Source organism: Streptomyces sp. NBC_00086, assembly GCF_026343255.1.
Taxonomy (GTDB): domain Bacteria; phylum Actinomycetota; class Actinomycetes; order Streptomycetales; family Streptomycetaceae; genus Streptomyces.
In genome coordinates, this window is record NZ_JAPELZ010000003.1 from 203,287 (window position 1) to 223,600 (window position 20,314).

Annotated in this window: 17 protein-coding genes; 9 read left to right on the top strand and 8 right to left on the bottom strand. The window is 70.8% G+C overall.

The window, feature by feature from the left end; genetic code table 11:
- Both OG276_RS39640 and OG276_RS39645 read left to right on the top strand, forming a co-directional pair.
- Window positions 1–1,500, top strand: a complete 1,500-nt coding sequence (locus tag OG276_RS39640) for a DHA2 family efflux MFS transporter permease subunit (RefSeq protein WP_266914495.1) — start codon at window positions 1–3, stop codon at window positions 1,498–1,500.
- A 166-nt stretch (window positions 1,501–1,666) separates the two neighbouring features.
- A complete protein-coding gene (locus tag OG276_RS39645) occupies window positions 1,667–2,281 on the top strand; it encodes a dTDP-4-dehydrorhamnose 3,5-epimerase family protein (protein WP_266914497.1) in 615 nt (204 codons plus the stop codon).
- 71 nt (window positions 2,282–2,352) lie between these two features.
- On the opposite strand, the gene rfbB is transcribed toward OG276_RS39645, so the two are convergent.
- Entirely contained in the window at window positions 2,353–3,348 is a 996-nt protein-coding gene (rfbB, locus tag OG276_RS39650; protein ID WP_266914500.1) for a dTDP-glucose 4,6-dehydratase, read from the bottom strand.
- A gap of 149 nt (window positions 3,349–3,497) precedes the next feature.
- Here rfbB and OG276_RS39655 point away from each other — a divergent pair, with 149 nt between their 5' ends.
- Window positions 3,498–4,700 (top strand): RNA-guided endonuclease TnpB family protein, encoded by a 1,203-nt coding sequence (locus OG276_RS39655; RefSeq protein ID WP_266914502.1) that lies wholly within the window; start codon window positions 3,498–3,500, stop codon window positions 4,698–4,700.
- A gap of 29 nt (window positions 4,701–4,729) precedes the next feature.
- Here the strand turns inward: OG276_RS39655 and OG276_RS39660 are convergent, their stop codons facing one another.
- Complete coding sequence (locus OG276_RS39660; RefSeq protein WP_266914504.1) at window positions 4,730–5,797, bottom strand: glucose-1-phosphate thymidylyltransferase; 1,068 nt, start codon at window positions 5,795–5,797, stop codon at window positions 4,730–4,732.
- 133 nt (window positions 5,798–5,930) lie between these two features.
- On the opposite strand from OG276_RS39660, the gene OG276_RS39665 reads away from it, so the two are divergent.
- Together OG276_RS39665 and OG276_RS39670 are read left to right on the top strand one after the other, a co-directional pair.
- The gene (locus OG276_RS39665) at window positions 5,931–6,575 is read left to right on the top strand and encodes a dihydrofolate reductase family protein (RefSeq protein ID WP_266914506.1); all 645 of its coding nucleotides are present in this window, start codon (window positions 5,931–5,933) and stop codon (window positions 6,573–6,575) included.
- A 102-nt stretch (window positions 6,576–6,677) separates the two neighbouring features.
- Window positions 6,678–7,097, top strand: a complete 420-nt coding sequence (locus tag OG276_RS39670; protein WP_266914508.1) for an ester cyclase — start codon at window positions 6,678–6,680, stop codon at window positions 7,095–7,097.
- 132 nt (window positions 7,098–7,229) lie between these two features.
- Here the strand turns inward: OG276_RS39670 and OG276_RS39675 are convergent, their stop codons facing one another.
- Window positions 7,230–8,228, bottom strand: coding sequence for a Gfo/Idh/MocA family protein (locus OG276_RS39675; protein ID WP_266914510.1), 999 nt, complete (start codon window positions 8,226–8,228; stop codon window positions 7,230–7,232).
- The gene (locus tag OG276_RS39680) at window positions 8,225–9,622 is read right to left on the bottom strand and encodes an NDP-hexose 2,3-dehydratase family protein (RefSeq protein ID WP_266914512.1); all 1,398 of its coding nucleotides are present in this window, start codon (window positions 9,620–9,622) and stop codon (window positions 8,225–8,227) included. The genes OG276_RS39675 and OG276_RS39680 overlap by 4 nt, the downstream gene beginning before the upstream one ends.
- Window positions 9,623–9,791: 169 nt before the next feature.
- Here OG276_RS39680 and OG276_RS39685 point away from each other — a divergent pair, with 169 nt between their 5' ends.
- Complete coding sequence (locus OG276_RS39685) at window positions 9,792–10,964, top strand: glycosyltransferase (protein WP_266914514.1); 1,173 nt, start codon at window positions 9,792–9,794, stop codon at window positions 10,962–10,964.
- Between the two features lie 153 nt (window positions 10,965–11,117).
- Here the strand turns inward: OG276_RS39685 and OG276_RS39690 are convergent, their stop codons facing one another.
- Entirely contained in the window at window positions 11,118–12,755 is a 1,638-nt protein-coding gene (locus tag OG276_RS39690; RefSeq protein WP_266914516.1) for a condensation domain-containing protein, read from the bottom strand.
- 160 nt (window positions 12,756–12,915) lie between these two features.
- On the opposite strand from OG276_RS39690, the gene OG276_RS39695 reads away from it, so the two are divergent.
- Window positions 12,916–13,506, top strand: coding sequence for a TetR/AcrR family transcriptional regulator (locus OG276_RS39695; protein ID WP_266914517.1), 591 nt, complete (start codon window positions 12,916–12,918; stop codon window positions 13,504–13,506).
- A gap of 37 nt (window positions 13,507–13,543) precedes the next feature.
- On the opposite strand, the gene OG276_RS39700 is transcribed toward OG276_RS39695, so the two are convergent.
- Window positions 13,544–13,996 (bottom strand): DUF2871 domain-containing protein, encoded by a 453-nt coding sequence (locus OG276_RS39700; protein WP_266914519.1) that lies wholly within the window; start codon window positions 13,994–13,996, stop codon window positions 13,544–13,546.
- Window positions 13,997–14,198: 202 nt separating this feature from the next.
- Window positions 14,199–15,815, bottom strand: coding sequence for a tryptophan halogenase family protein (locus tag OG276_RS39705; RefSeq protein WP_266914521.1), 1,617 nt, complete (start codon window positions 15,813–15,815; stop codon window positions 14,199–14,201).
- 493 nt (window positions 15,816–16,308) lie between these two features.
- On the opposite strand from OG276_RS39705, the gene OG276_RS39710 reads away from it, so the two are divergent.
- Window positions 16,309–16,542 carry a hypothetical protein gene (locus tag OG276_RS39710; RefSeq protein ID WP_266914523.1) on the top strand — a complete coding sequence of 78 codons (234 nt, stop codon included), beginning with the start codon at window positions 16,309–16,311 and terminating at the stop codon, window positions 16,540–16,542.
- Between the two features lie 23 nt (window positions 16,543–16,565).
- Here the strand turns inward: OG276_RS39710 and OG276_RS39715 are convergent, their stop codons facing one another.
- Window positions 16,566–19,622: an AfsR/SARP family transcriptional regulator gene (locus OG276_RS39715; RefSeq protein WP_266914525.1), complete on the bottom strand. Its 3,057-nt coding sequence runs from the start codon at window positions 19,620–19,622 to the stop codon at window positions 16,566–16,568.
- A 195-nt stretch (window positions 19,623–19,817) separates the two neighbouring features.
- Between OG276_RS39715 and OG276_RS39720 the strand changes: the two genes are divergently transcribed.
- Window positions 19,818–20,294 (top strand): phospholipase, encoded by a 477-nt coding sequence (locus OG276_RS39720; protein WP_266914527.1) that lies wholly within the window; start codon window positions 19,818–19,820, stop codon window positions 20,292–20,294.
- Window positions 20,295–20,314: the final 20 nt, after the last annotated feature.

Here is a 20,314-nt window from a genome sequence, read left to right on the forward strand (position 1 = left end):
ATGAGCGCCGTCAACTCCCCAGCCTCGGGCGGTGGAACCAAGAAGGTGGCCTTATGGGCCATCCTCACCACCAGTGTCGCCTCCTTCATGGCGGGGCTCGATCAGCTAGTGATCATCACGGCGCTGCCGACCATCAAGGACAAACTCGGCGGCAGCCTCTCTGATCTGGAATGGACGGTCAACGCCTACACGCTGTCCTTCGCGGTGCTGATGATGTTCGGCGCCGCACTGGGTGACCGCTTCGGCCGGCGCAAGGTCTTCGTCCTCGGCCTGCTGCTGTTCACGGCCGCCTCGGCCGCCGGGGCGCTCGCCCCGGGCATCAACGAACTGATCGCGGCGCGCGCCGTCCAGGGCGCGGGCGCGGCGATGATCATGCCGCTGTCGGTGACCCTGCTGACCGCCGCCGTACCCGCGGAGAAGCGCGGCGCGGCCCTCGGCATCTGGGGCGCCGTCAACGGACTCTCGGTCGCCGCCGGCCCGCTCGTCGGCGGAGCCATCGTCGAGCACCTCTCCTGGCAGTGGATCTTCTGGCTGAACGTCCCGATCGGTCTGATCCTCGCGCCGGTCTCGCTGCGCATGCTGGCGGAGAGCAAGATCTCCGGCTCCCGCCTCGACGTCGTCGGCACCGTCCTGGGCGGCATCGGCCTGTTCGGCATCGTCCTCGGCATCGTCAAGGGCAACATCGACGGCTGGACCTCGCCGCTGGTGCTCGGCTCACTGATCGGCGGAGCCGTCGTCATGGTCCTGTTCGTCCTCTGGGAGAACCACACCGAGCACCCGATGGTGCCGATGCGGCTGTTCCGGATCAAGGCGTTCACCGCGATCAACCTGGCCGGCACCCTGATGTCGGTCGGCATGTTCGGCGCGATCTTCCTGATGACCCAGTTCTTCCAGAGCATCCAGGGCTACAGCGCCATGGAGACCGGCGTCCGGCTGCTCGCCTGGACCGCCATGCCCATGGTCGTCGCCCCGCTCGGCGGCCTGGTCTCCGACCGCATCGGCGGCAAGCCGGTGGTCACCCTCGGCCTCGCGATGATGACGGTCGGCATGGTCTGGTGGGCCTTCGTCCTCGACCCGGGCGTCTCCTACGTCGCCCAGCTGCCCTCCCTGATGATCTGTGGCGCGGGCATGGCCCTGTTCTACGCGCCGCTGATGAACCTGACGATGGCTTCGGTCAAGGAGCACGAGCAGGGCATCGCCTCGGGCGTCACCGCCGCCACCCGTGAGGTCGGCGCGGCGCTCGGTGTGGCCCTGCTGGCCTCGATCTTCAGCGCCAACGGCGGGTACGCCTCGGCCCAGAACTTCGTCGACGGCCTCGTCCCCGCCATGTGGGTCGGCGCCGCGGCCGTGGCCGCCGCCACCGTGTCCATGCTGATCGCCCCGGGCCGCAAGGCGGCCGGCCCGCCGGTGGCCCAGTCCGGGTCCCCGTCCCAGTCCGGGTCCCAGACAGAGGCGCCGTCCGAGCCGAAGTCCGCTCCCGAGCCGGCCGCGGTGCGCTGAGGCCGCAGCCCCGTACGGACACCGACGGCCTCCGCGCCCGCGCGCGGAGGCCGTCGCCATGTCCGCTCCGGCCCGCTCCAGCCCGTTCCGAGCGGTGCCGGAGCCGGCCGTCGCAGACTCTGACCCGGCCCGCAGTCCACGACTCACGACAACGAACCGAGGAATCATGCCCATTGAGGAGATGAAGATCCAGGACGCCTTCCGGATCACGCCGTCGCCACTGGCGGACAACCGGGGCAGGTTCTTCGAGGCCTGGCGCATCGGCGAACTGACCGAGCTGACCGGCCAGCCGTTCACCGTCCGGCAGGTCAACTTCTCGGTCTCCCGGCGCAATACGCTCCGCGGGATCCACGGCACGACGCTGCCGCCCGGCCAGGCGAAGCTGGTGACCTGCGTACGGGGCGCCGCCCTGGACGTGGTCGTGGACCTCAGGGTCGGCTCGCCCACCTTCGGGATGTTCGACACCACCCTTCAGGAGGCCGACTCGGGCATCGGCGTCTACCTCGCGGACGGCCTCGGGCACGCGTTCCTCGCCCTCACCGAGGACACCTGCATGAACTACCTCTGCTCCGAGGAGTACGTGCCCGGCACGATGGTGGACATCCAGGCGCTCGACCCGGAGATCGGCATACCGTGGAACGGCTCGGAGCCGTACATCAGGTCCGAGAAGGACGCCGCCGCGCCGGGCCTCTCGCAGGCCGTCGCCCTCGGACTGCTCCCGACCTACCAGCAGGCCGTGGCCTCCTACGGGGACGCCCACGCGAACCGCCCCGCCCGCTGATCCGGACGCACGGGAACGCGGCGGGCGATGTGCGTGCCCGCCGCGTCTTCGTGTGCCCGCCGCCCGTCCGGTCAGGACAGGGCGGCCCGCTCCTGCAGCGGTTCCCACCAGGCGCGGTTGTCCCGGTACCAGGCGAAGGTCTCCGCGAGCCCCTCGGCGAAGTCCCTGCGCGGCCGGTAGCCCAGTTCGGCCGAGATCTTCGAGCAGTCCACCGAGTAGCGCAGGTCGTGCCCCAGCCGGTCTTCCACGTGCTCGACGCTGTCCCAGCCGGCGCCGGCCAGGTCCAGGAGCAGCGTGGTCAGCTCCTTGTTGCTCAGCTCCGTGCCGCCGCCGATGTTGTACACCTCGCCCGGCCGGCCGCCGGTGCGCACCAGTTCCAGGCCCTGGACGTGGTCGTCGATGTGCAGCCAGTCCCGGACGTTGAGCCCCTCCCCGTACAGCGGGACGCTCAGCCCGTCGAGGAGCCGGGTGGCGAACAGCGGGATGACCTTCTCGGGGAAGTGGTGGTGCCCGTAGTTGTTCGAGCAGCGCGTGACCCGCACGTCCAGGCCGTGCGTGCGGTGGTAGGACAGGGCGATGAGGTCGGAGGAGGCCTTGGAGGCCGCGTACGGGGAGTTGGGCTTCAGCGGGTCGGTCTCCGGCCAGGAGCCCTCGGACACCGAGCCGTACACCTCGTCCGTGGAGACGTGCAGGAAGCGGGCGCTGCCGCCCGGGCGGCGCAGCGCCGCGTCCAGCAGGGTCTGGGTGCCCAGGACGTTCGTGGTGATGAACTCGCCGGCGCCGAGGATGGAGCGGTCCACGTGGGACTCCGCCGCGAAGTGCACGACCTGGTCGTGGCCGGCGACCAGCTCCCGCACCAGCTCCGCGTCGCAGATGTCGCCCCGCACGAAGCGGAAGCCGGGGTGCCCGCGGACCGGGTCGAGGTTGGCGGGGTTGCCCGCGTAGGTGAGCTTGTCCAGCACCGTGATCTCCACGTCGCCCGGCCCCTGGGGGCCCAGCAGGGTGCGGACGTAGTGGGAGCCGATGAACCCGGCTCCGCCGGTCACCAGGATGCGTGTCGTGGTCATCAGGTTCCTTTCGTGGATACCCCCGGCTTTGGCCGCGGGAGGAAACGAAACCCCTGCGGAGCAGGGTATTGGGCTGCGATTCGCCGTCAGGGCGGATCGCAGTGATCTGACCCGCAGGTTTGGGTTCTCACTGATAGCCCCGCTAGTTTGTGAGCGTGACCGTGGGCCATGTGAAGCGGGCGTTCAAGTACCGCTTCCATCCGACCGATGCGCAGGCAGCCGAGCTGTCGCGCACGTTCGGGTGCGTGCGGAAGGTCTACAACCTGGCGCTCGAAGCCCGCACTTGGTCGTGGGCGCGGCAGGAGCGGGTCAACTACAACCAGACCTCGGCGATGCTGACGGTGTGGAAGAAGACCGAGGAACTGGCCTATCTGTCCGAGGTCTCCTCGGTCCCCCTCCAGCAGGCGCTTCGGCACTTGCAGGTGGCGTTCACCCACTTCTTCGGCAAGCGGGCAAAGTACCCGCGCTTCAAGAGCCGTAAAAAGTCCCGCAGGTCCGCCGAATACACCACCAGCGCGTTCCGCTACCGGGACGGGAAGCTGACCTTGGCGAAGCTGTCCGAACCGCTGGACATCGTGTGGTCTCGGGCGTTGCCGGAGGGCGTGAGCCCGTCGACGGTGACCGTGTCGCAGGACGCGGCCGGCCGGTGGTTCGTCTCGATGCTGTGCGACGACCCGAGCGTGAAGCCACTGCCCGTCACGGATGCGGCGGTCGGGATCGACGTCGGCCTAAATCACCTTCTCACCCTGTCCACCGGGGAGAAGATCGCCAACCCGAGGCATGAGCGCCGCGACCGCGCCGCGCTGGCCAAGGCTCAGAGCCGCCTGTCGAAGAAGGCCAAGGGCGACGGTGCGAACCGGGCCAAAGCCCGCAGGAAGGTCGCGAAGATCCATGCTCGGATCACCGACCGGCGCAGAGACAACTTGCACAAGCTGACCACTCGACTCGTGCGTGAGAACCAAACGCTCGTGATCGAGGACCTGACCGTGCGCAACATGGTCAAAAACCGGAGCCTGGCCCGTGCTATCAGCGATGCGGCGTGGTCGGAGTTCCGGAGCATGCTGGAGTACAAGGCGCAGTGGTACGGCCGTGAGGTGATCGCGGTCGACCGCTGGTTCCCGTCCTCCAAGCTGTGCTCGAACTGCGGCACTCTCGCCGAGAGGATGCCTCTCAACGTCCGTGAGTGGACGTGCGACTGCGGCGCCACCCACGATCGTGACGTGAACGCAGCGAAGAACCTTCTGGCCGCCGGACTGGCGGTTACAGCCTGTGGAGCTGGTGTAAGACCTCAACGGAGAACTCCGGGCGGGCAGTCGGCGGCGAAGCAGGAAACCCCACGGCGCGAGCCGTAGGAATCCCCCTCCTTCAGGAGGGGGAAAAGTCAAGAGGATATCTGCACCTTGCTGTGGTCTCCGAGGACGAGCCGGTGGGCGGCGGGCACCGGCGGGGCGGGGGTCACCTCCGCGTGGCGTCCGATGATCGAGGCCTCCACGCGGCTGACGCCGCGCACCGAGGCCCCGTCCAGGACGATGGAGAACTCGATCTCGCTGTCGACGATCCGGCAGTCGCGGGAGATGGACGTGAACGGGCCGATGTAGGAGCCCGAGACCACCGCGCCCTGCCCGATCACCACGGGACCCACGATGCGCGATCCGCTCACCCGGGCGCCCTCGTCGATCTGGACCCGCCCGATGATCTCGCTCTCCTCGTCGACCTCGCCGCGGGTGTGCGGTTCGGCGAGTTCGAGGACGGAGCGGTTGACCTCCAGCATGTCGGCGACGTTCCCGGTGTCCTTCCAGTAGCCGGAGATCGTCGTGGAGCGGACGTCCTCGTGTGCGTCGATCAGCCACTGCAGCGCGTGGGTGATCTCCAGCTCGCCGCGCCAGGAGGGCTCGATGGCGCGTACGGCCCGGTGGACGGCGCCGGTGAACAGGTAGACGCCGACGAGGGCGAGATTGCTCTTGGGGAACTCCGGCTTCTCCTCCAGGCCCACCACCCGGCCGTCGGGGCCCAGTTCGGCCACCCCGAAGGCCTTCGGGTCCGAGACCTCGGTGAGCAGGATCTGCGCGGCCGGCCGTTCCGCCTGGAAGGCCTCGACGAGGTCGCGGATGCCGCCGACGATGAAGTTGTCCCCGAGGTACATGACGAAGTCGTCGTCGGCGAGGAAGTCACGGGCGATCACCACGGCATGGGCCAGGCCGAGGGGCGCCGACTGCGGGATATAGGTGACCTGGAGCCCGAACTTCGACCCGTCGCCGACGGCTTCCCTGATCTCCTCGGCGGTGTCCCCGACAATGATCCCGACCTCGGTGATGCCGGCGTCGGCTATCGCCTCCAGGCCGTAGAAGAGCACCGGCTTGTTGGCCACGGGAACGAGCTGCTTGGCGGACGTGTGGGTGAGGGGGCGCAGGCGGGTTCCGGCCCCGCCGGAGAGCACGAGAGCTTTCATGGCACCGAAGGCTAGGAGCGGGCACTTGAGCCGGGGTGGGGGACCGCCCGTGCAGGTCTCCCGCGCGGGCGCCGATGAGTTTTCCCGGTCCGGCAGGTCTCACCATCGTCGACCGACACCACAGGAGGAACACGTGGCCCAGCTGCTGAGAGTCCAGAACTTCAATGTCTCAAGTGACGGGATCGGTGCCGGCGAGGACCAGACCCTCGAAAGGCCGTTCGGGCACGTCGATCCCGAGAGACTGTTCTCCTGGGCCGGCGCCACGGCGAGCTGGCCCATGCGCACCGAGCCCGGGGGCAGCCGGGGCCTCGACGACTACCTGACGCGGGACTACGCCCGCAACATCGGCGCCGAGATCATGGGCCGCAACAAGTTCGGGCCCCAGCGCGGGCCCTGGCTCGACCACACGTGGCAGGGCTGGTGGGGCGACGAGCCCCCGTTCCACACCCCGGTGTTCGTCCTGACCCACCACGAGCGTCCTTCGCTCACGCTGTCCGACACCACGTTCCACTTCGTCGACGCCGACCCCGCCACGGTCCTACGCCGGGCCCGGGAGGCGGCGCAGGGCAAGGACGTCCGGCTCGGCGGCGGGGCCACCACCATCCGGCAGTTCCTCGACGCCGACCTCGTCGACACCCTGCACGTGACGGTCTCACCGGTGAAGCTCGGGTCCGGAGTCCGGCTGTGGGAATCCCCCGACGAACTGCTCGACCGGTTCCACCTGGACGTCGTTCCCAGCCCGAGCGGGGTGACCCACCACCTCTTCTGGCGCAGATGACCGCCTAGGGGGTGTCTTGGGCCAGGCGTCCTCCAGAACGGCTCGACCGGGGTTGAGGATCCTCGGACCACCGACGCCAGAGCCCGAGAGAGGCACACCGATATGTCTGACAACCACCGCGAACTCATCCAGCGCTTCGTGGACATGATCAACAGTCACGACGTGAGCACGATGGCCGAGCACACCGCTCCCGGACACATCGACCACAACCCGATCGTCGCGGACGGCATCGAGGCCAACACGGCCTTCTTCCAGCAGATCTTCGACGCCTTCCCGGACGTCAAGATCCTCGTGCACGACCTGATCGTGGCAGACGACCGGATCGTCGGCCGCTTCGAGTACTCGGGCACCCACCAGGGCGTCTTCTTCGGCATACCGGCCACCGGCCGCACCCTGACCTTCCAGACGATCGACATCTGGCGCGTCGAGGACGGCCTGCTGGCCGAGCACTGGGACCAGCTCGACGTGGCGGGGATGTTCCACCAGCTCGGCGCCGACTTCTACGCGGGCCAGGGGGAGTAGCGCCCCCCAGGCAGGTGACGGGCCGATGGGCCGGTGTACGCGGTGGAGCTCACCGCGCGCACCGGCCCATCGGCCGTCCTGTCGTCCCGTCGTCCTGACGTCCCGCCGTCCCGCCGTCCCGTCGTCCCGCCGTCAGAACGAGGCGGCGCGCTCCACCTCGTCCACGAGCCGGGCGTGGGCCAAGATCGCCTCCGTGTGCGGGGTGAAGTCCTCCCCGCACAGCACGGCCCGGGCGAACACGCCGGCGATGTTCGTGAAGTGCCGGTCCGCCCGGAGCGGCGTCTCCGTGACGGTGCCGCCCCGCTCGACCCGGAGCACGGGGGTGAGTTCGTCGGGCGTGCTGAAGGCGCGCTCCAGCCGCAGCCGTCCCTCGCTGCCCCAGAGCCCGTAGCCGCTGCGGTAGCCGTGCTCGACCCCGTACGCGAGCTGGGCCGCCACCCCCGACGGCGAGACGAGCAGCGCGCTGCCCGCGGGCTGTGGACCGTAGGGGCTGTCCGGGCGCACCTGCGCCCCCGCCACCCGCAGTCCGTCACCGAGGAAGAGACCGGCCGCGCGGATCGGGTACGCCGCGACCTCCGGCAGGGTGCTCGCGCGCCGCGGGAGGCCGCCGGGCCCCGCGTCGGGGCGCAGCGGGATGCCGAACTCCGAGCTGAAGAGCCGGACCTCGCCGATCAGGCCCTCCGCCACCAGCCGGCGTACCTCCGCGTGCTGGGAGTGGTGGAGGAACATGAAGTTCTCCATCAGCAGCAGGCCGCTCTCCCGGGCGAAGGACACGGCTTTTTGCGCGTCGGCCAGGCTGGTGGCGAACGGCTTCTCGCACAGCACGTGCTTCCCGGCGGCCAGCGCCCGCAGGGTCCACTCCACGTGCAGTTCGGGCGGCAGCGGCACGTACACCGCGTCCACGTCGTCCCGCTCCAGCAGCCGCTCGTACCCGGCCACGGCGGCGCCGCCGAACCGCTCGGTGAACTGCCGCGCCCGCTCGATCCGGCGGCTGGCCACGGCCGTCACCTCGACGAGCGGCTGCTCCAGCATCGAGGGCAGCATGCGGCGCTCCGCGATGTCCGCGCACCCCAGCACGCCGATCCGCAGCCGGCCGGCCTTCGGCTCCGTACCGCTTCCGGTCCCGCTCACAGGCCGTGCTCCCCGTCCAGCGCGCGGGTCGCGCGCAGGCTGGTCAGCAGTGTCCTGGCCTCGATGTTGAGGTAGTTGCTGTGCCGCAGCAGGCCCGCGAGCTGTCCCGGGGTCACCCAGAGGAAGTCATCGGGAACGTCGAGGGGGAACTCGTCCCCCACTTCGACGAGGACGTAGCGGTTGCCCGCGTGGTGGAAGCGGCCGCCCTCCTCGGACTGCACCGTGTCGTACAGCAGCCGGCCCTGACCCCGCAGGACCAGTTCCAGGTAGCGCGGCCGCTGCTCCGGGGGCAGGGTCAGCGCCCGGGCCGGCTGGCACTGGACGGTCGGGCCCAGCTCCGCCACGTCCAGTACGCCCGCCTCGGACCTGGCCTGTGCCAGCAGGTGCGTCACCCCGCCGATCCGGCGCACCAGGAAGGCGGCGAGCCCCTGTTCGGCGGGGGCGATCAGCGGCTGGGTCCAGCTCTTCACCTCGCGGTTCGCGGCCCGCACGGAGGCGGCGATGACGCTGAAGTGGTGTCCCGTCTCGTGCTCGATCGCGTGGTCCGTGCGCTTCCACCGCTGTACGTCCGACAGCGGCATGGTGGTCTGCACCAGCTCGCGGAGCGCCTTGATCTCGGTGAGCCGGTTCAGCAGGTGCTCCGTGCTGTGCAGCGCGGGGCCCTCGCCGGCGGAGGAGGGGATCAGCGAGAGCACCGTGCGGGCGTCCATGTTGACCACGTTGGACTCGTTCAGCAGCTGGTGGATCTGGCCCAGCGTCAGCCACACGAAGTCCTCGTGCGGCGGCACGTCTCCGATGGCCTCCACGACCATGTTCCGGTTGCGCTTGCGCAGGAACCAGGAGCCCTGTTCGGACTGGAGCGAGTCGTAGAGGACCCGCGAGCCCACCCGCGGCGGCCGGAAGTACTCGATGTAGTTGACGGCCGCGCCCTTGTGCACGCCGGTGTAGTTGCTGCGCGTGGCCTGCACCGTGGGGGACAGCTGGACCGTCTCGATGTTCCCGGGCTCCATCTTGGCCTGCATCAGGCAGTGCAGGACGCCGTCGAACTCCTTGACGACGATGCCCAGGATGCCGATCTCGGGCTGGTTGATGATCGGCTGCGACCAGGACGCGCCGTATCCGTTCCACTCCGTCCGCACGTCCAGTCCCACGACGGAGAAGAACCGGCCGCTGTCGTGGACGAGGTTCCCCGTGGAGTCCTCGAAGTGCCAGCCGACCAGCTCGGAGAAGGGGATGCGCCGCACGTCGTAGCGGTTGGTGCGCCGCTGCTCGGCGAACCACGCGCGGAACACCGGGTTGGGCGTCACCGCGCTGTCGAGGGTCTGGGCCGACAGCGCGAACCGTCGCCCGAGACTCGGAACGAGGCCCGCGGGCACCGTCTGGGCTGTGATCATCAATGGCTCCTTCGCCTTGTTCCGCATGCCCAGGGGCAGGCGGCCGCATCGCGAGGATGGGGGAGCTCGATCGCCCGCCACTGGAGCGAGCCTCGACAGTGAATCGATCGATGATAAATTTTCTAGCAGCACTAGACATGCGTCGGGGGCGTCCCTACGCTGAGGCCTCATGAGAATCCTCTTTGCCAGCGTGGGCAATTTCGGGCACGTCTTCCCCTTGCTTCCTTTGGCGAGGGCCGCACGGGCAGCCGGCCACCAGGTCGCGTTCGCCACGGGAGAGCAGTTCCACCAGACCCTGCAGGGCGCCGGGTTCGAGCCGGTGACGGCAGGCCGTTCCGTACCCGAGGCGTTCATCGAAGCAGCGGGCGGTCAAGCCTTCCTCGAACAGCACGGTGGCGAAGTAGGAGCTCAGGACGTTCCGGCGTCGGTCCTCGCGGACCTGCACATCAAGGTGTTCGGCTCCGTCCTGCCCCGCTGGATCGCCGCCGACCTGGCCGCGGCCTTCGCCACCTACCGCCCCGACCTGGTGGTCCACGAGGTGCTCAACCCGGGCGCCGGATTCGCCGCGCGGCTCGCCGGCATCCCCGCCCTCGCGCACGACGTGGGCCTGCTCGCGCAGGACCACGAGGCCGGCCGGCTCCGGCAGGAGATCCTCGCCACCGCGGCCGACCTGGGCGTCGAGGTGCCCGCCGACCGGGTCAGCACCCTGGGGAACACCGTCATCGACATCTGCCCGCCCTCCATCCAGGACCGGAGCTTCCTGGAGTCCGGCCAGCCGCGCATCGAGCTGCGCCCCGTTCCGTACGTGGAGCAGGGCGAGATCCCGGGCGGACTGGGCGCCTCCCGCGACCCGTTCGTGTACCTCACGCTGGGCACCGCGCTGGGCTCCGCCGACAACCTGCGCACCGTGATCGACGGGCTCCGCCCGCTGGGCCTCCCGGTGCTGGTGGCCACCGGGTTCCGGATCCAGCGTGCCGAGCTGGGCGAACTGCCCGACAACGTGATCGCCGCGCCGTGGGTGCCGCAGTCCGAGGTGCTGGCCCGCGCGTCGCTGGTGGTCCAGCACGGCGGCAGCGGCACGACCCTGGCCACGCTCGCGGCCGGAGTGCCCCAGCTGATCGTCCCGCAGGGCGCGGACGGCCCGGCCAACGGCCAGGCCCTGCAGGCCGCCGGCGCCGGCGAGGTCGTCTTCGGCCTCTCGGCCGACGCCGTGACGGACGGCGCCCGCCGCATCCTGGCCGACGAGAGCTACCGGGACGCGTCCCGCAAGGTCGCGGCGGAGATCGCCGCGATGCCCTCCCCGGAGGAGGTCGCCGCCCGCCTCCCCGACTTCGCCGCCTGACGAGCTTCCCGGACCGGCCCCCAACCCCTGCTCCACGCCGGTCCGCAGGCGACAGAGAACTCCCGGACGTCCCACCCCCGTCGTCCGGGCCCATGGCATCCGGTGCGCGCGGATCCTCCCCCGGTCATGCGCGCACCGGATGTACCGTGGCCGTCAGCCCGGCGGCGGCGCCGAAGGCCGGGCACGCCCGGCCGCGGCCGCGTGGTCGGCGACGATCGGCAGGTCCTCGACGGGATCCTGCGGGTCCGCGCCCGTCAGCGCCTCCAGGCAGCCGAGCAGCTCGTCCGCCAGCGCCGCCGCCCCGGCCCGGGTGAACACGCCCGAGGCGAAGTCCAGGCCGAGCAGCGGATCCCCTCCCCACCGCAGCACCCTCAGCGCGGCGTCCGCGGTGGCGCCGCCCAGGTGTCCGTGGTGGAAGCGCGAGGTGAGCGGCCCCGCCTCCAGGGTCTCGGGCAGCAGTTCGTCGCAGGCCGCGAACGCCACCTGCGTCAGCGCGGGCCGGGACCGTTCCCCGTGCACTCCCAGCTCGCGCGCCAGGGCCGCCGTATCGAGGTCCGCGAAGCGAAGCGCCTCGCCGAACTCGCAGGCGACACCGCGCAGGAAGTAGTCGACCCCGCCCTCCAGCTCGCAGCAGACCGGCACCGTCGCCGAGCACGGCGCGACCGTGCCCAGCAGCTCGGCCGTGGGGCGGCGCGGCATCTCGGTGCCCACCAGCAGCCGTTCGTGCCCGGAGCGCCGGCCCGCGGCCAGCGCCCACGCCGCGAGCAGCACCACCGCGTGCGGTACCCCGGCCCGCGCGGCCGTCGCGTCCACCGCCTCGCGCAGTCCCCGTCGGAGGCCGAACAGCACCCGGCCGCCGCGGAAGTCGAACACCGCCGGCCGCCTGCCCGGCTCCGCGAGGTCCACGACGGCGGGGAAGTCGCGCAGCCGCTTGACCCGTTCGGCCGCCAGCGCGCGCAGGGCGCCGGACCGGTCGAGCCCCTCGGCCCGCCGCAGGACCGCGTCGCAGCCGCGGTGGCCGCGCCGGTCGAGCGGCCGGCTCCGTACGGCGCGGCCGTAGTCGGCGAGCAGTTCCCGCCAGACCAGCGAGACGGACCAGCAGTCCACCGCGGCCTCGTGGTACAGGAAGGTCAGCAGGTGCCGGTCCGCCGCCAGCCGGGTCAGGGCGAAGGCCAGCGGGGGCCGTTGCGGATGGCCGGCCAGGTGTTCCACGTCCCCCGCCAGCCGCGCGTGCGCCGCGGCCACCGGCTCCGCACCGTCGGCGGGCGCCTTGGCCATGACGACGAGCGGCAGCGTGTACGAGTCGAGGACACGCCGTACGGGACCCCGCGGCGAGGACCCGAACGCGGTCCGCAGCCCCTCGTGGCGCGAGCTCAGGGCGTCCAGAGCCGTCCGCAGCGCCCCCAGGTCGAGCGGCCCGGTGAGCTCGGCGCTCAGGATCCGGTGCACCGAGGCGGATCCGGTGTACTGCTGGGCGGTGAGGGCCGCCAGTTGCCCGGGCAGCAGTGCGCGCGGCCCGGAGCCCGGCGCACCGGGCTCCGCGCCGCGCGGGACGGGAACGGCCCGCGCGAGCACGTCCGCGAGCGGGACGGGGCCGAGCAGTTGGGGTATGTCCAGCGAGAGTTCGAGCCGGTCGCCGGCCAGGGCCTGGAGCCGCATGGCCTGGCCGAGCCCACCGCCGAGGGTCATGAACGGCGAGCCCGAAGCCCTGGCCGGCAGGGTCCGCCGGTCGTGGCCCAGCAGGTCCGCCGCCAGGTCGAGCAGCTGCTCCAGGGGAGTCGGGGTCTGCATGGGGTGGCCTCTCCGTGGGCGGTCTTGCCCCGCATGCTGCCGACCGCACCTAGAAGGCCACTAGACGACCGCTGTGGACACGGCCGAAAAGCTCCCACCCAAAGACAGAATCCCTATCACTGACAACTAGAATTTCACTGGCAGTGCTACCGTGGTTCGCATGACCCTCCGAGAGCGCCGCGTCCGCGAGCAGGCCCAGCGCCGCCAGTTGATCCTCACCACGGCGCGCGAGATGGCCGAGGCGGAAGGCTGGGACTTCGTCACCACCCGGCGGCTCGCGGAGCGCATCGAGTACAGCCAGCCCGTGCTCTACCAGCACTTCAAGAACAAGGACGCCATCGTCAACGCGGTGGCGCTCGAAGGCTTCGCCGAACTGGCCGCGGCACTGCACGCGGCCCGGCTCTCCTCGGAGGACCCGCACACGGCCCTGGACGCGGTCGCGCGCGCCTACGCCGACTTCGCGGCCCGCGGCCCGGTCCTCTACGAGGCCATGCTCACCCTCGACGTGGGCCTCGAACACTCCGAAGCCGGCACGCCGCAGCCGCTCCTGACGGCCTTCTCCGAGATCAGGCAGGCCGTCCTGCCGGTGGCGGCCGACCGCGACCCCGACCTCGTCGCCGAGGTCCTGTGGAGCGCCTGGCACGGCCTGGCCACCCTCACCTGGGGCCGCCGCCTGCGCCCGGACCTCACCCGCGAGCGCCTGGCCGCCCTGACCGGCATCCTGACCGGCCCGGCGGCCGGCGCGCCGTAGGCGGACGCACCGTAGGCGCCGCACCGCAGGGCGATCGTCAGACCGTGGTCTTCACCGGCTCGGACCGCTCGGTCCGGCGGGCGTCCTCATGCTCCTTCACCCGCTTGCCGAGCTGGATGAAGAGCAGGACGAGCCCCACCGTCAGGATGATGTGGCCCAACCCTCCGACCAGGGAGAACAGTTCGGGCACCTCGTTGCCGAGCACGGTCTGGGTGCCGCGGTAGAGCATGCTGAGGCAGGTGATCGTCAGGCCCGAGTTGTAGAACCAGAAGAAGTACGTGAACTGCTTGGTCCCGGAGAGCCCGAAGACCTTGTCGAGACCGAGCACGATCAGGAAGACCAGCATGCCCAGCGCGAGCAAGTGGGTGTGCAGAACGCCGAGCTGGGTTTCGCCCTCGAAATCGTTGATCTTGGTCAACTCGCGGTAGTACAAGCCGGAGAGCACTCCGACGATCATGTAAACATGCGCCGCGACATACGACTTACGCATCCCCGTGCCCGCTCCCTGCTGATCCAATTGCGCCCCTGACGGTGGCCATTGAAGCACCTCGCGTAGCCTGTTCGGCGGAATCCGAAGGATCACTCAAGCCCGGTTCGAGTGACATTCCACCGCGCATGTGGCGCCATCACTCCGGCATGGCGTATTGGTCCGCCATTTCCGGCCACCCCTCGCGGCACGACTTACGGCGCGCTCAGAAGCGGCTCTCCCCGTGCAGCTGGCGCAGGTACTCGTAGGTGCTGGGCAGCGTCTCCAGCAGGTTCTGCTGCTGGCGCTTGACGGTGTCGAAGAGGGGCTGCGCCCCGGCCACCGACTCGGGCTTGTGGGCGAGGACGGGCATCGGTGCGTCCGGCATCAGGCCCAGACCGGCGAAGACGCAGTAGTAGCTGCCGTTCGTCCACGTGGAACGGTTCCCGGACTCCAGGCCGTAGTACGCCGACTCGTCGGTGACCGGTGCGTCGATGGGCAGGCCCGCCCGGTAGGCGGCGACCTTCTCCTGGATGCCCTCCGGGAGCTCCAGCTCCTTGCCGGCCCGCCAGAAGGGGGTGTCGTTGCGCGGAGCGTAGTGGAAGTGCGCCTGCAGGAAGTCGCGGGTGTCGTCGAACATCACCCGGATCTCCCGGTTGAACCGGTCCACGAGGGCGGACCGGAAGGTGCGGTCCGGGAAGTACCGCACCAGCTGGTGCAGGGCGGTGGTGACGAAGTGGATGCCGGTGGGCTCCAGGGGCTCCAGGAAACAGGAGGAGGGGCCGACGCCGACCACGTTCTTCACCCAGGCCCGCTCGCTGCGGCCGACCCTCAGCCGGGCGTAGTCGATCCGCGTCGTCTCCGGGTCCAGGCCCCACAGCGCGCACAGCTCCCCGGCCGCCTCCTCGCGCGTGGTGAAGCGGCTGGAGTGGACGTACCCGGTGCCGAACCGGCCCGGCATGGGGACCTTCCAGGTCCAGCCGCCCTTCATGGCGATGGCGGAGCTGTACGGCTCCACCCCGTGCGCGGCGTCGTCGTGCGGGACGTCTGCGGTCACCACGCTGTCGCCCAGCAGATGGCCCTCCATGCCGATGAACGGCTCTCCCATGGCCTCGTTGATCAGCTGTCCGCGGAAGCCGGAACAGTCCACGAACAGGTCGCCGTCCAAGGCCGCGCCGTCCTCGGTGCGCAGGGCGGTGACGAAGCCCCCGTCGTTCTTGACCACCTCGGCCAGCTCGCCCCGGACGTGGCGCACGCCGAGCTTGGTCACCGCGAAGTCCCGCAGGAAGCCGGCGAACAGCCCGGTGTCGAAGTGCCAGGCGTACCGGGTGGCGGTCCGCCCGTCGAGCCAGCGCGGGGACTTCTTGGCGTCCATCACGGGCGGCTCGCGGAAGCAGGCGTAGTCGAACGGCTCCGTGGTCGTGCCCTCGTACGTCCGCTTGAACCAGTAGTGCGAGAGCGGGGTCTGGTCGTAGTCCGGCAGCAGCCCGAAGGGGTGGTAGAAGTGGTCGGGACCCTGCGACGGCAGCGGGCGCGCCAGGGCCTCGCCCTCGCCCTCGGTACGCCAGTTCACGAAGCGGACGGCCATCTGGAAGCTGGCGTCGCACTTGCGCATCCACTCCTCCTCGTTGATGCCGAGGAAGTCGAAGAAGGAATGCTGCAGGCTCGGCACGGTCGCCACGCCCAGACTGAGCGGCGCGGCCGAGGAGGACTCCAGCACGGTGATCTCCACGGTGCCCTGGAGCGCCTTGCCGAGGTAGGCGGCCGTCATCCAGCCCGCCGCCCCACCGCCGAGCACGACGACGCTTCGGACGCGGGTATCTGCGGCGGCGCTGCGCGGCATGTGCGGACTCTCTTCCAGGCGGCGGTCCTGACGTTCGGTGCACCAGGTTCGTGCATGTGCCTATGGAAGATCTATAGCCGGGGTGCACGTGTATGCGAAGTGGGGATATAGCCCCGGCGCGGAGGCTGATCCCGCTGAGTGCGATACCCACCCGACACAAAGGACCCCGCGATGAACAACAACAACAGCAACAACAGCAACAACGGGAACAACAGCAACAACGGCAACAACAACGTCGACAACGAGAACAACAACAACGGCAACAACAACGGCAACAACAACGCCTGACCCGGGCTCACACCCCCCACACATCCGTGCGCCCCACCGCCCACCGGCGGTGGGGCTCGCGGTGCGTTCCGGAATCCTTCCTCCCAGGTGGGAGTGACACCTGTGCGTTAATCGAACCAATATCGCTCCGACAGCGCAGCTCCATAGCGTCCTGCTTGTCGCCGACCGCAGCGGCGCCGAAGTGGATTCGACTAGGAGACGACGCATGCGAAGCACCCGCACCGCCCTCGCTACCACTCTTTCCGCCGTGGTCGCCGCACTGGCACTGACGGTCGGATCGGCGGGAGGGGCGGCGGCGAGCGAGCAGCCGCCGGCGCCCGTCGCCACCGGCGTCCAGGGCGAGGTGCCCTGGACCGGACCGATCCCCGGCGTGATCGGCGTGATCGGTGAGGTCGTCGAGGTCGTCGGGGGCCTCGTCCCGGAGGTTCCCTGGACCTGAGCGCCGGGGGCCGCCGCAGACGCTCAGCCCTCCAGTACGCGGACCAGTCCGTCCGGCGGCACGGGGAGCGCCCCGGCCGCCGTGACGACCGTCAGCGCCTCGTCCACCCGTTCCCGCCACACGACCGCGCCGAGCTCCGCGAAGACCGCCCGCGCCGAGGTGAGCCAGCGCACGGCGTCGCCGGAGCCCCGGACCGCCGACGACAGGCCCAGATCGGTCTCGATCCGGGCGCGCAGGAACCGGTCGGACACCTCCTTGGCCACTTCCAGCGCCTGGAGCAGCACGAACTCCGCCGCCTCCCACTGGCCCTGGCGCCAGCGCGCCTCGCCGATGCCGCGCAGGGAGTGCGCCTCACCGAGGCGGTCGCCGTCCTCGCGGGTCAGCTCCAGCACCTTGAAGCAGGTCTCCTCCGCGCCCGCCGGATCGCCGTGCCGCAGCAGCGCCTCGGCCAGCCGGTAGGTGTTCTGGGTCTCCCCCCGTACGCTGCCGGCCTCCCGGCTCTTGGCTATGGCTTCCGTGCACAGCGCGATCCCCTCGGCGGTGTTGCCCCGCTCCAGCTCCAGCTGGGCGAGCAGCCCCAGGACATGGGACTCGCCCGCCGTGTCACCGGTCGACCGGAAGCCCTCCAGCGCCTCCCGCGCGTCCTTGGTGGCGCCCTCCAGGTCGCCGGAGAAGCGGGCGCACAGCGCCAGGTTGCGCAGGGCCACCGCCCGGCCGTGCACCTCTCCGGACGCGTCGAACAGCGCCACCGACCGCACCAGCACCGGCTCGGCCTCCTCGTACTGGCGCTGGTAGATCGCCAGCGTGCCCAGCGAGCGCAGCATCGTCGCCTCGCCGAGCGCGTCGCCGGTGCGGACCGCGGCGGCCAGCGCCTGCTCGGCGCAGGACCGCCAGGCCTCCAGGTAGTTGTGGGCCTCGAAGAGCGTGGTGCTGTTCACCGTCAGCGCCCAGGCGTAGGCGGCCGACCGGTCCGAGTCCGCCGCCTGGTGGACGACGTCGACCAGGGCGGTGCGCTCCGACTCCAGCCACTCCACGGGGTCGGCCATCAGCTCCTCGACCAGCGTGTCCGGGAGCGCGTACGGCGTCAGTTCCCCGTACCCCATCACGTGGTTGCCGCCGTAGGTGCGCCGGCGCGCGATGTCCGCGAGGCCCAGCCAGCCGCCGTACGCCCGGGCCAGCGAGGCCCCGCGGTCCTCCTCGCTCTCCTCCGCCTGGGCGCACTCCAGGGCGAACAGCCGCAGCAGGTCCTGGAAGCGGTAGCGGGTGGCGGGCCCCGAGGGCGGTGCGACCTCCAGCAGTTGCGCGTCGACCAGCTGCTCGATCAGGTCCTCGGCGTCGATCGGTGCGACATCGGCCAGCGCCGCGCCCACCCAGGCCGAGAAGTCCGGCACGGTCAGCAGGCCCAGCCGGCGGTACAGCTGCCGGGCGGGCGCCGGCAGGTCGCGGTAGCTCAGCCGGAAGCCCGCCCGCACCCCGCCCTCGCCCGGGCTCAGCTCGTCCAGCCGCCGGCGCTGGTCCTCCAGCCGCGTGACCAGGTTCCGCACCGACCAGTGCGGCTTCGCCGCCAGCCGAGCTCCGGCGATGCGCAGCGCCAGCGGCAGCCGGTCGCACAGCACCCCGAGCCGTTCCGCGGCGCCCGGGTCGGCGCTGATCCGCTGCTCGCCCGCCACTTCCCCGAGGAGGGCGGTGGCCTCCTGGGGGTCCATCGCGTTCAGGCCGATGCGCAGGACGGCGTAGTCGCCGATCAGATCGTCCATCAGGTCGCGGCCGGTGATGATCACGCAGCAGCGCCCGTTGCCCGGCAGCAGCGGCTGGATCTGCTGGAAGGAGCGGGCGTTGTCCAGCACGATCAGCACGCGCTTGCCGCCCAGCACGCTGCGGTAGAGACCGGCCCGCTCGCCGGGGTCGGCGGGGATCTGGTGCGTCGGCACGCCGAGGTCGCGCAGGAAGCGGTCGAGCGTGGTGGCCGGCGAGACCGGCTCGTACGTCTCGTCGTAGCCGCGGAGGTCGGCGAAGATCTGGCCGTCGGGGAACCGGGCGGCGATCTGGTTGGCCCACTGGACGGCGAGGGCCGTCTTGCCGACGCCCCCTATGCCGCTGATCGCGGCCATCGTCAGGGGCGACTGGCCCAGCCGCTCGTCCAGCATCCGGTCGAGCTCGCTGAGCTCCTTGGCCCGCCCGGTGAACGAGGCCGACGCGACGGGGAGCTGGGCGGCGGCGGCCGTCGCGGGCGCCGGGGCGGGATTGGCGCGCGGCTGGGTGAGCTCGGGCGAGTCGCGCAGCACGAGGTCGTGCAGTCCCTGCAGGACCGAGCCCGGCTCGATGCCGAGCTCGTCGACCAACAGCCTGCGGCCCTCGCGGTAGACGACCAGCGCGTCCGCACGCCGTCCCGAGCGGTAGTGGGCGAGCATCAGGTGCGCCCGCGCCTGCTCGCGCAGCGGGTTCTCCGCCACCAGGGCCGTGAGCTCGGGGATCAGGGGGCGGTGCCGGCCGAGCTGGAGGCGCAGGCCGGCGTACTCCTCGTGGACGTCCAGCCGCAGTTCCTCCAGGCGGGCCGCCTCCTGTTCGATCCGGGCCCCGCTGATGCCGTCCAGGGCGCGGCCCCGCCACAGGGAGAGGGCCTCGGCGAAGCTGTCGCAGGCATCGGAGGTGCGGCCGCCGCGGCTGAACTCCCGGGCCTGGCGGACCCGGTCCTCGAAGAGGACCGAGTCGATGCGGTGGTCCAGCGGGTTGAGGACGTAGCCGGGGTGCGAGGTGGCGATCAGCCCCGAAGCGTCCGCCGCCGCGTTGAAGACCTTGCGCAGGCCGGCGATGCAGATGGCGATCTGGTTGCGGGCGGTGGTCGGAGCGCCGTCCGGCCATACCGCCTCGATCAGGCTGTCGACGGAGACGATGCGGCCCGGTGACAGCAACAGCATGGTCAGCACGGTCCGTTGCCGGGCGCCGCCCGGCCGTAGGGCCTTTCCGCCGATGTGCACGTCGAGAGGACCCAAAAGTCTGAAGACGACCTCTCGCACCGCCGCGGTCCCCCCGGTCTCTTCCCAGCGCCTTCGTGCAATCCCCCCGATGCACCCGCCCATGTGATCAGTTACCGACGAGTAGATCCAGGTGAATCCCTTTTTGGGGTGTGGTTTATCCGTGCGCTTCGGGCAAATGGAACGGTCGTTCGCCAAAAGGTTCCGTATAGCTGCGGCGGGGATCCCCGATAAGCGCCGCCTCCACTCTGATGGCCCGGCCCGGGAAAATCCCGGCGCCCCGTCTGTTGGAGGACTCTGATGCGCCGTCGCCTCGCCGCCGTTGTCGCCACCGCCGTGACCGGCATAGTCGCATTCGCGGGCCCGGCCACCGCCGCGCCGGCCGACAAGCCCCAGGTGCTGAGCAGCTGGACCCAGAACGGCACGGTCAGTTACAACGCCTGGAGCGCCGCCCGCTCCTCGCAGGGCAGCTGGTCCGCGTACGGCTTCGACTGGTCGACCGACTACTGCAGCTCCTCGCCCGACAACCCGCTCGGCTTCCCCTTCCAGACCGCCTGCGCCCGCCACGACTTCGGCTACCGCAACTACAAGGCGGCGGGCTCCTTCAGCACGAACAAGCCGCGCCTGGACGACGCCTTCTACGGCGACCTCAAGCGGGTCTGCTCCGCCTACTCCGGCCTCAAGAAGACCTCGTGCGACTCCACCGCCTGGACCTACTACCAGGCCGTCAAGGCCTTCGGCAACAGCCCGGCCGTCGACGGCAGCGTCTCCGTCTGACCGGGACGCGGCCGGACGGC

What these genes read in the sequence shown, in the direction of transcription:
- OG276_RS39660 (WP_266914504.1), bottom strand. Translation starts at nt 5,797, where the DNA reads ATGAAAGCTCTCGTGCTCTCCGGCGGGGCCGGAACCCGCCTGCGCCCC.
- OG276_RS39700 (WP_266914519.1), bottom strand. Translation starts at nt 13,996, where the DNA reads ATGCGTAAGTCGTATGTCGCGGCGCATGTTTACATGATCGTCGGAGTG.
- OG276_RS39720 (WP_266914527.1), top strand. Translation starts at nt 19,818, where the DNA reads ATGCGCCGTCGCCTCGCCGCCGTTGTCGCCACCGCCGTGACCGGCATA.
- OG276_RS39695 (WP_266914517.1), top strand. Translation starts at nt 12,916, where the DNA reads ATGACCCTCCGAGAGCGCCGCGTCCGCGAGCAGGCCCAGCGCCGCCAG.
- OG276_RS39680 (WP_266914512.1), bottom strand. Translation starts at nt 9,622, where the DNA reads ATGATCACAGCCCAGACGGTGCCCGCGGGCCTCGTTCCGAGTCTCGGG.
- OG276_RS39685 (WP_266914514.1), top strand. Translation starts at nt 9,792, where the DNA reads ATGAGAATCCTCTTTGCCAGCGTGGGCAATTTCGGGCACGTCTTCCCC.
- OG276_RS39710 (WP_266914523.1), top strand. Translation starts at nt 16,309, where the DNA reads ATGCGAAGCACCCGCACCGCCCTCGCTACCACTCTTTCCGCCGTGGTC.
- rfbB (WP_266914500.1), bottom strand. Translation starts at nt 3,348, where the DNA reads ATGACCACGACACGCATCCTGGTGACCGGCGGAGCCGGGTTCATCGGC.
- OG276_RS39670 (WP_266914508.1), top strand. Translation starts at nt 6,678, where the DNA reads ATGTCTGACAACCACCGCGAACTCATCCAGCGCTTCGTGGACATGATC.
- OG276_RS39640 (WP_266914495.1), top strand. Translation starts at nt 1, where the DNA reads ATGAGCGCCGTCAACTCCCCAGCCTCGGGCGGTGGAACCAAGAAGGTG.
- OG276_RS39645 (WP_266914497.1), top strand. Translation starts at nt 1,667, where the DNA reads ATGCCCATTGAGGAGATGAAGATCCAGGACGCCTTCCGGATCACGCCG.
- OG276_RS39690 (WP_266914516.1), bottom strand. Translation starts at nt 12,755, where the DNA reads ATGCAGACCCCGACTCCCCTGGAGCAGCTGCTCGACCTGGCGGCGGAC.
- OG276_RS39715 (WP_266914525.1), bottom strand. Translation starts at nt 19,622, where the DNA reads ATGGGCGGGTGCATCGGGGGGATTGCACGAAGGCGCTGGGAAGAGACC.
- OG276_RS39705 (WP_266914521.1), bottom strand. Translation starts at nt 15,815, where the DNA reads ATGCCGCGCAGCGCCGCCGCAGATACCCGCGTCCGAAGCGTCGTCGTG.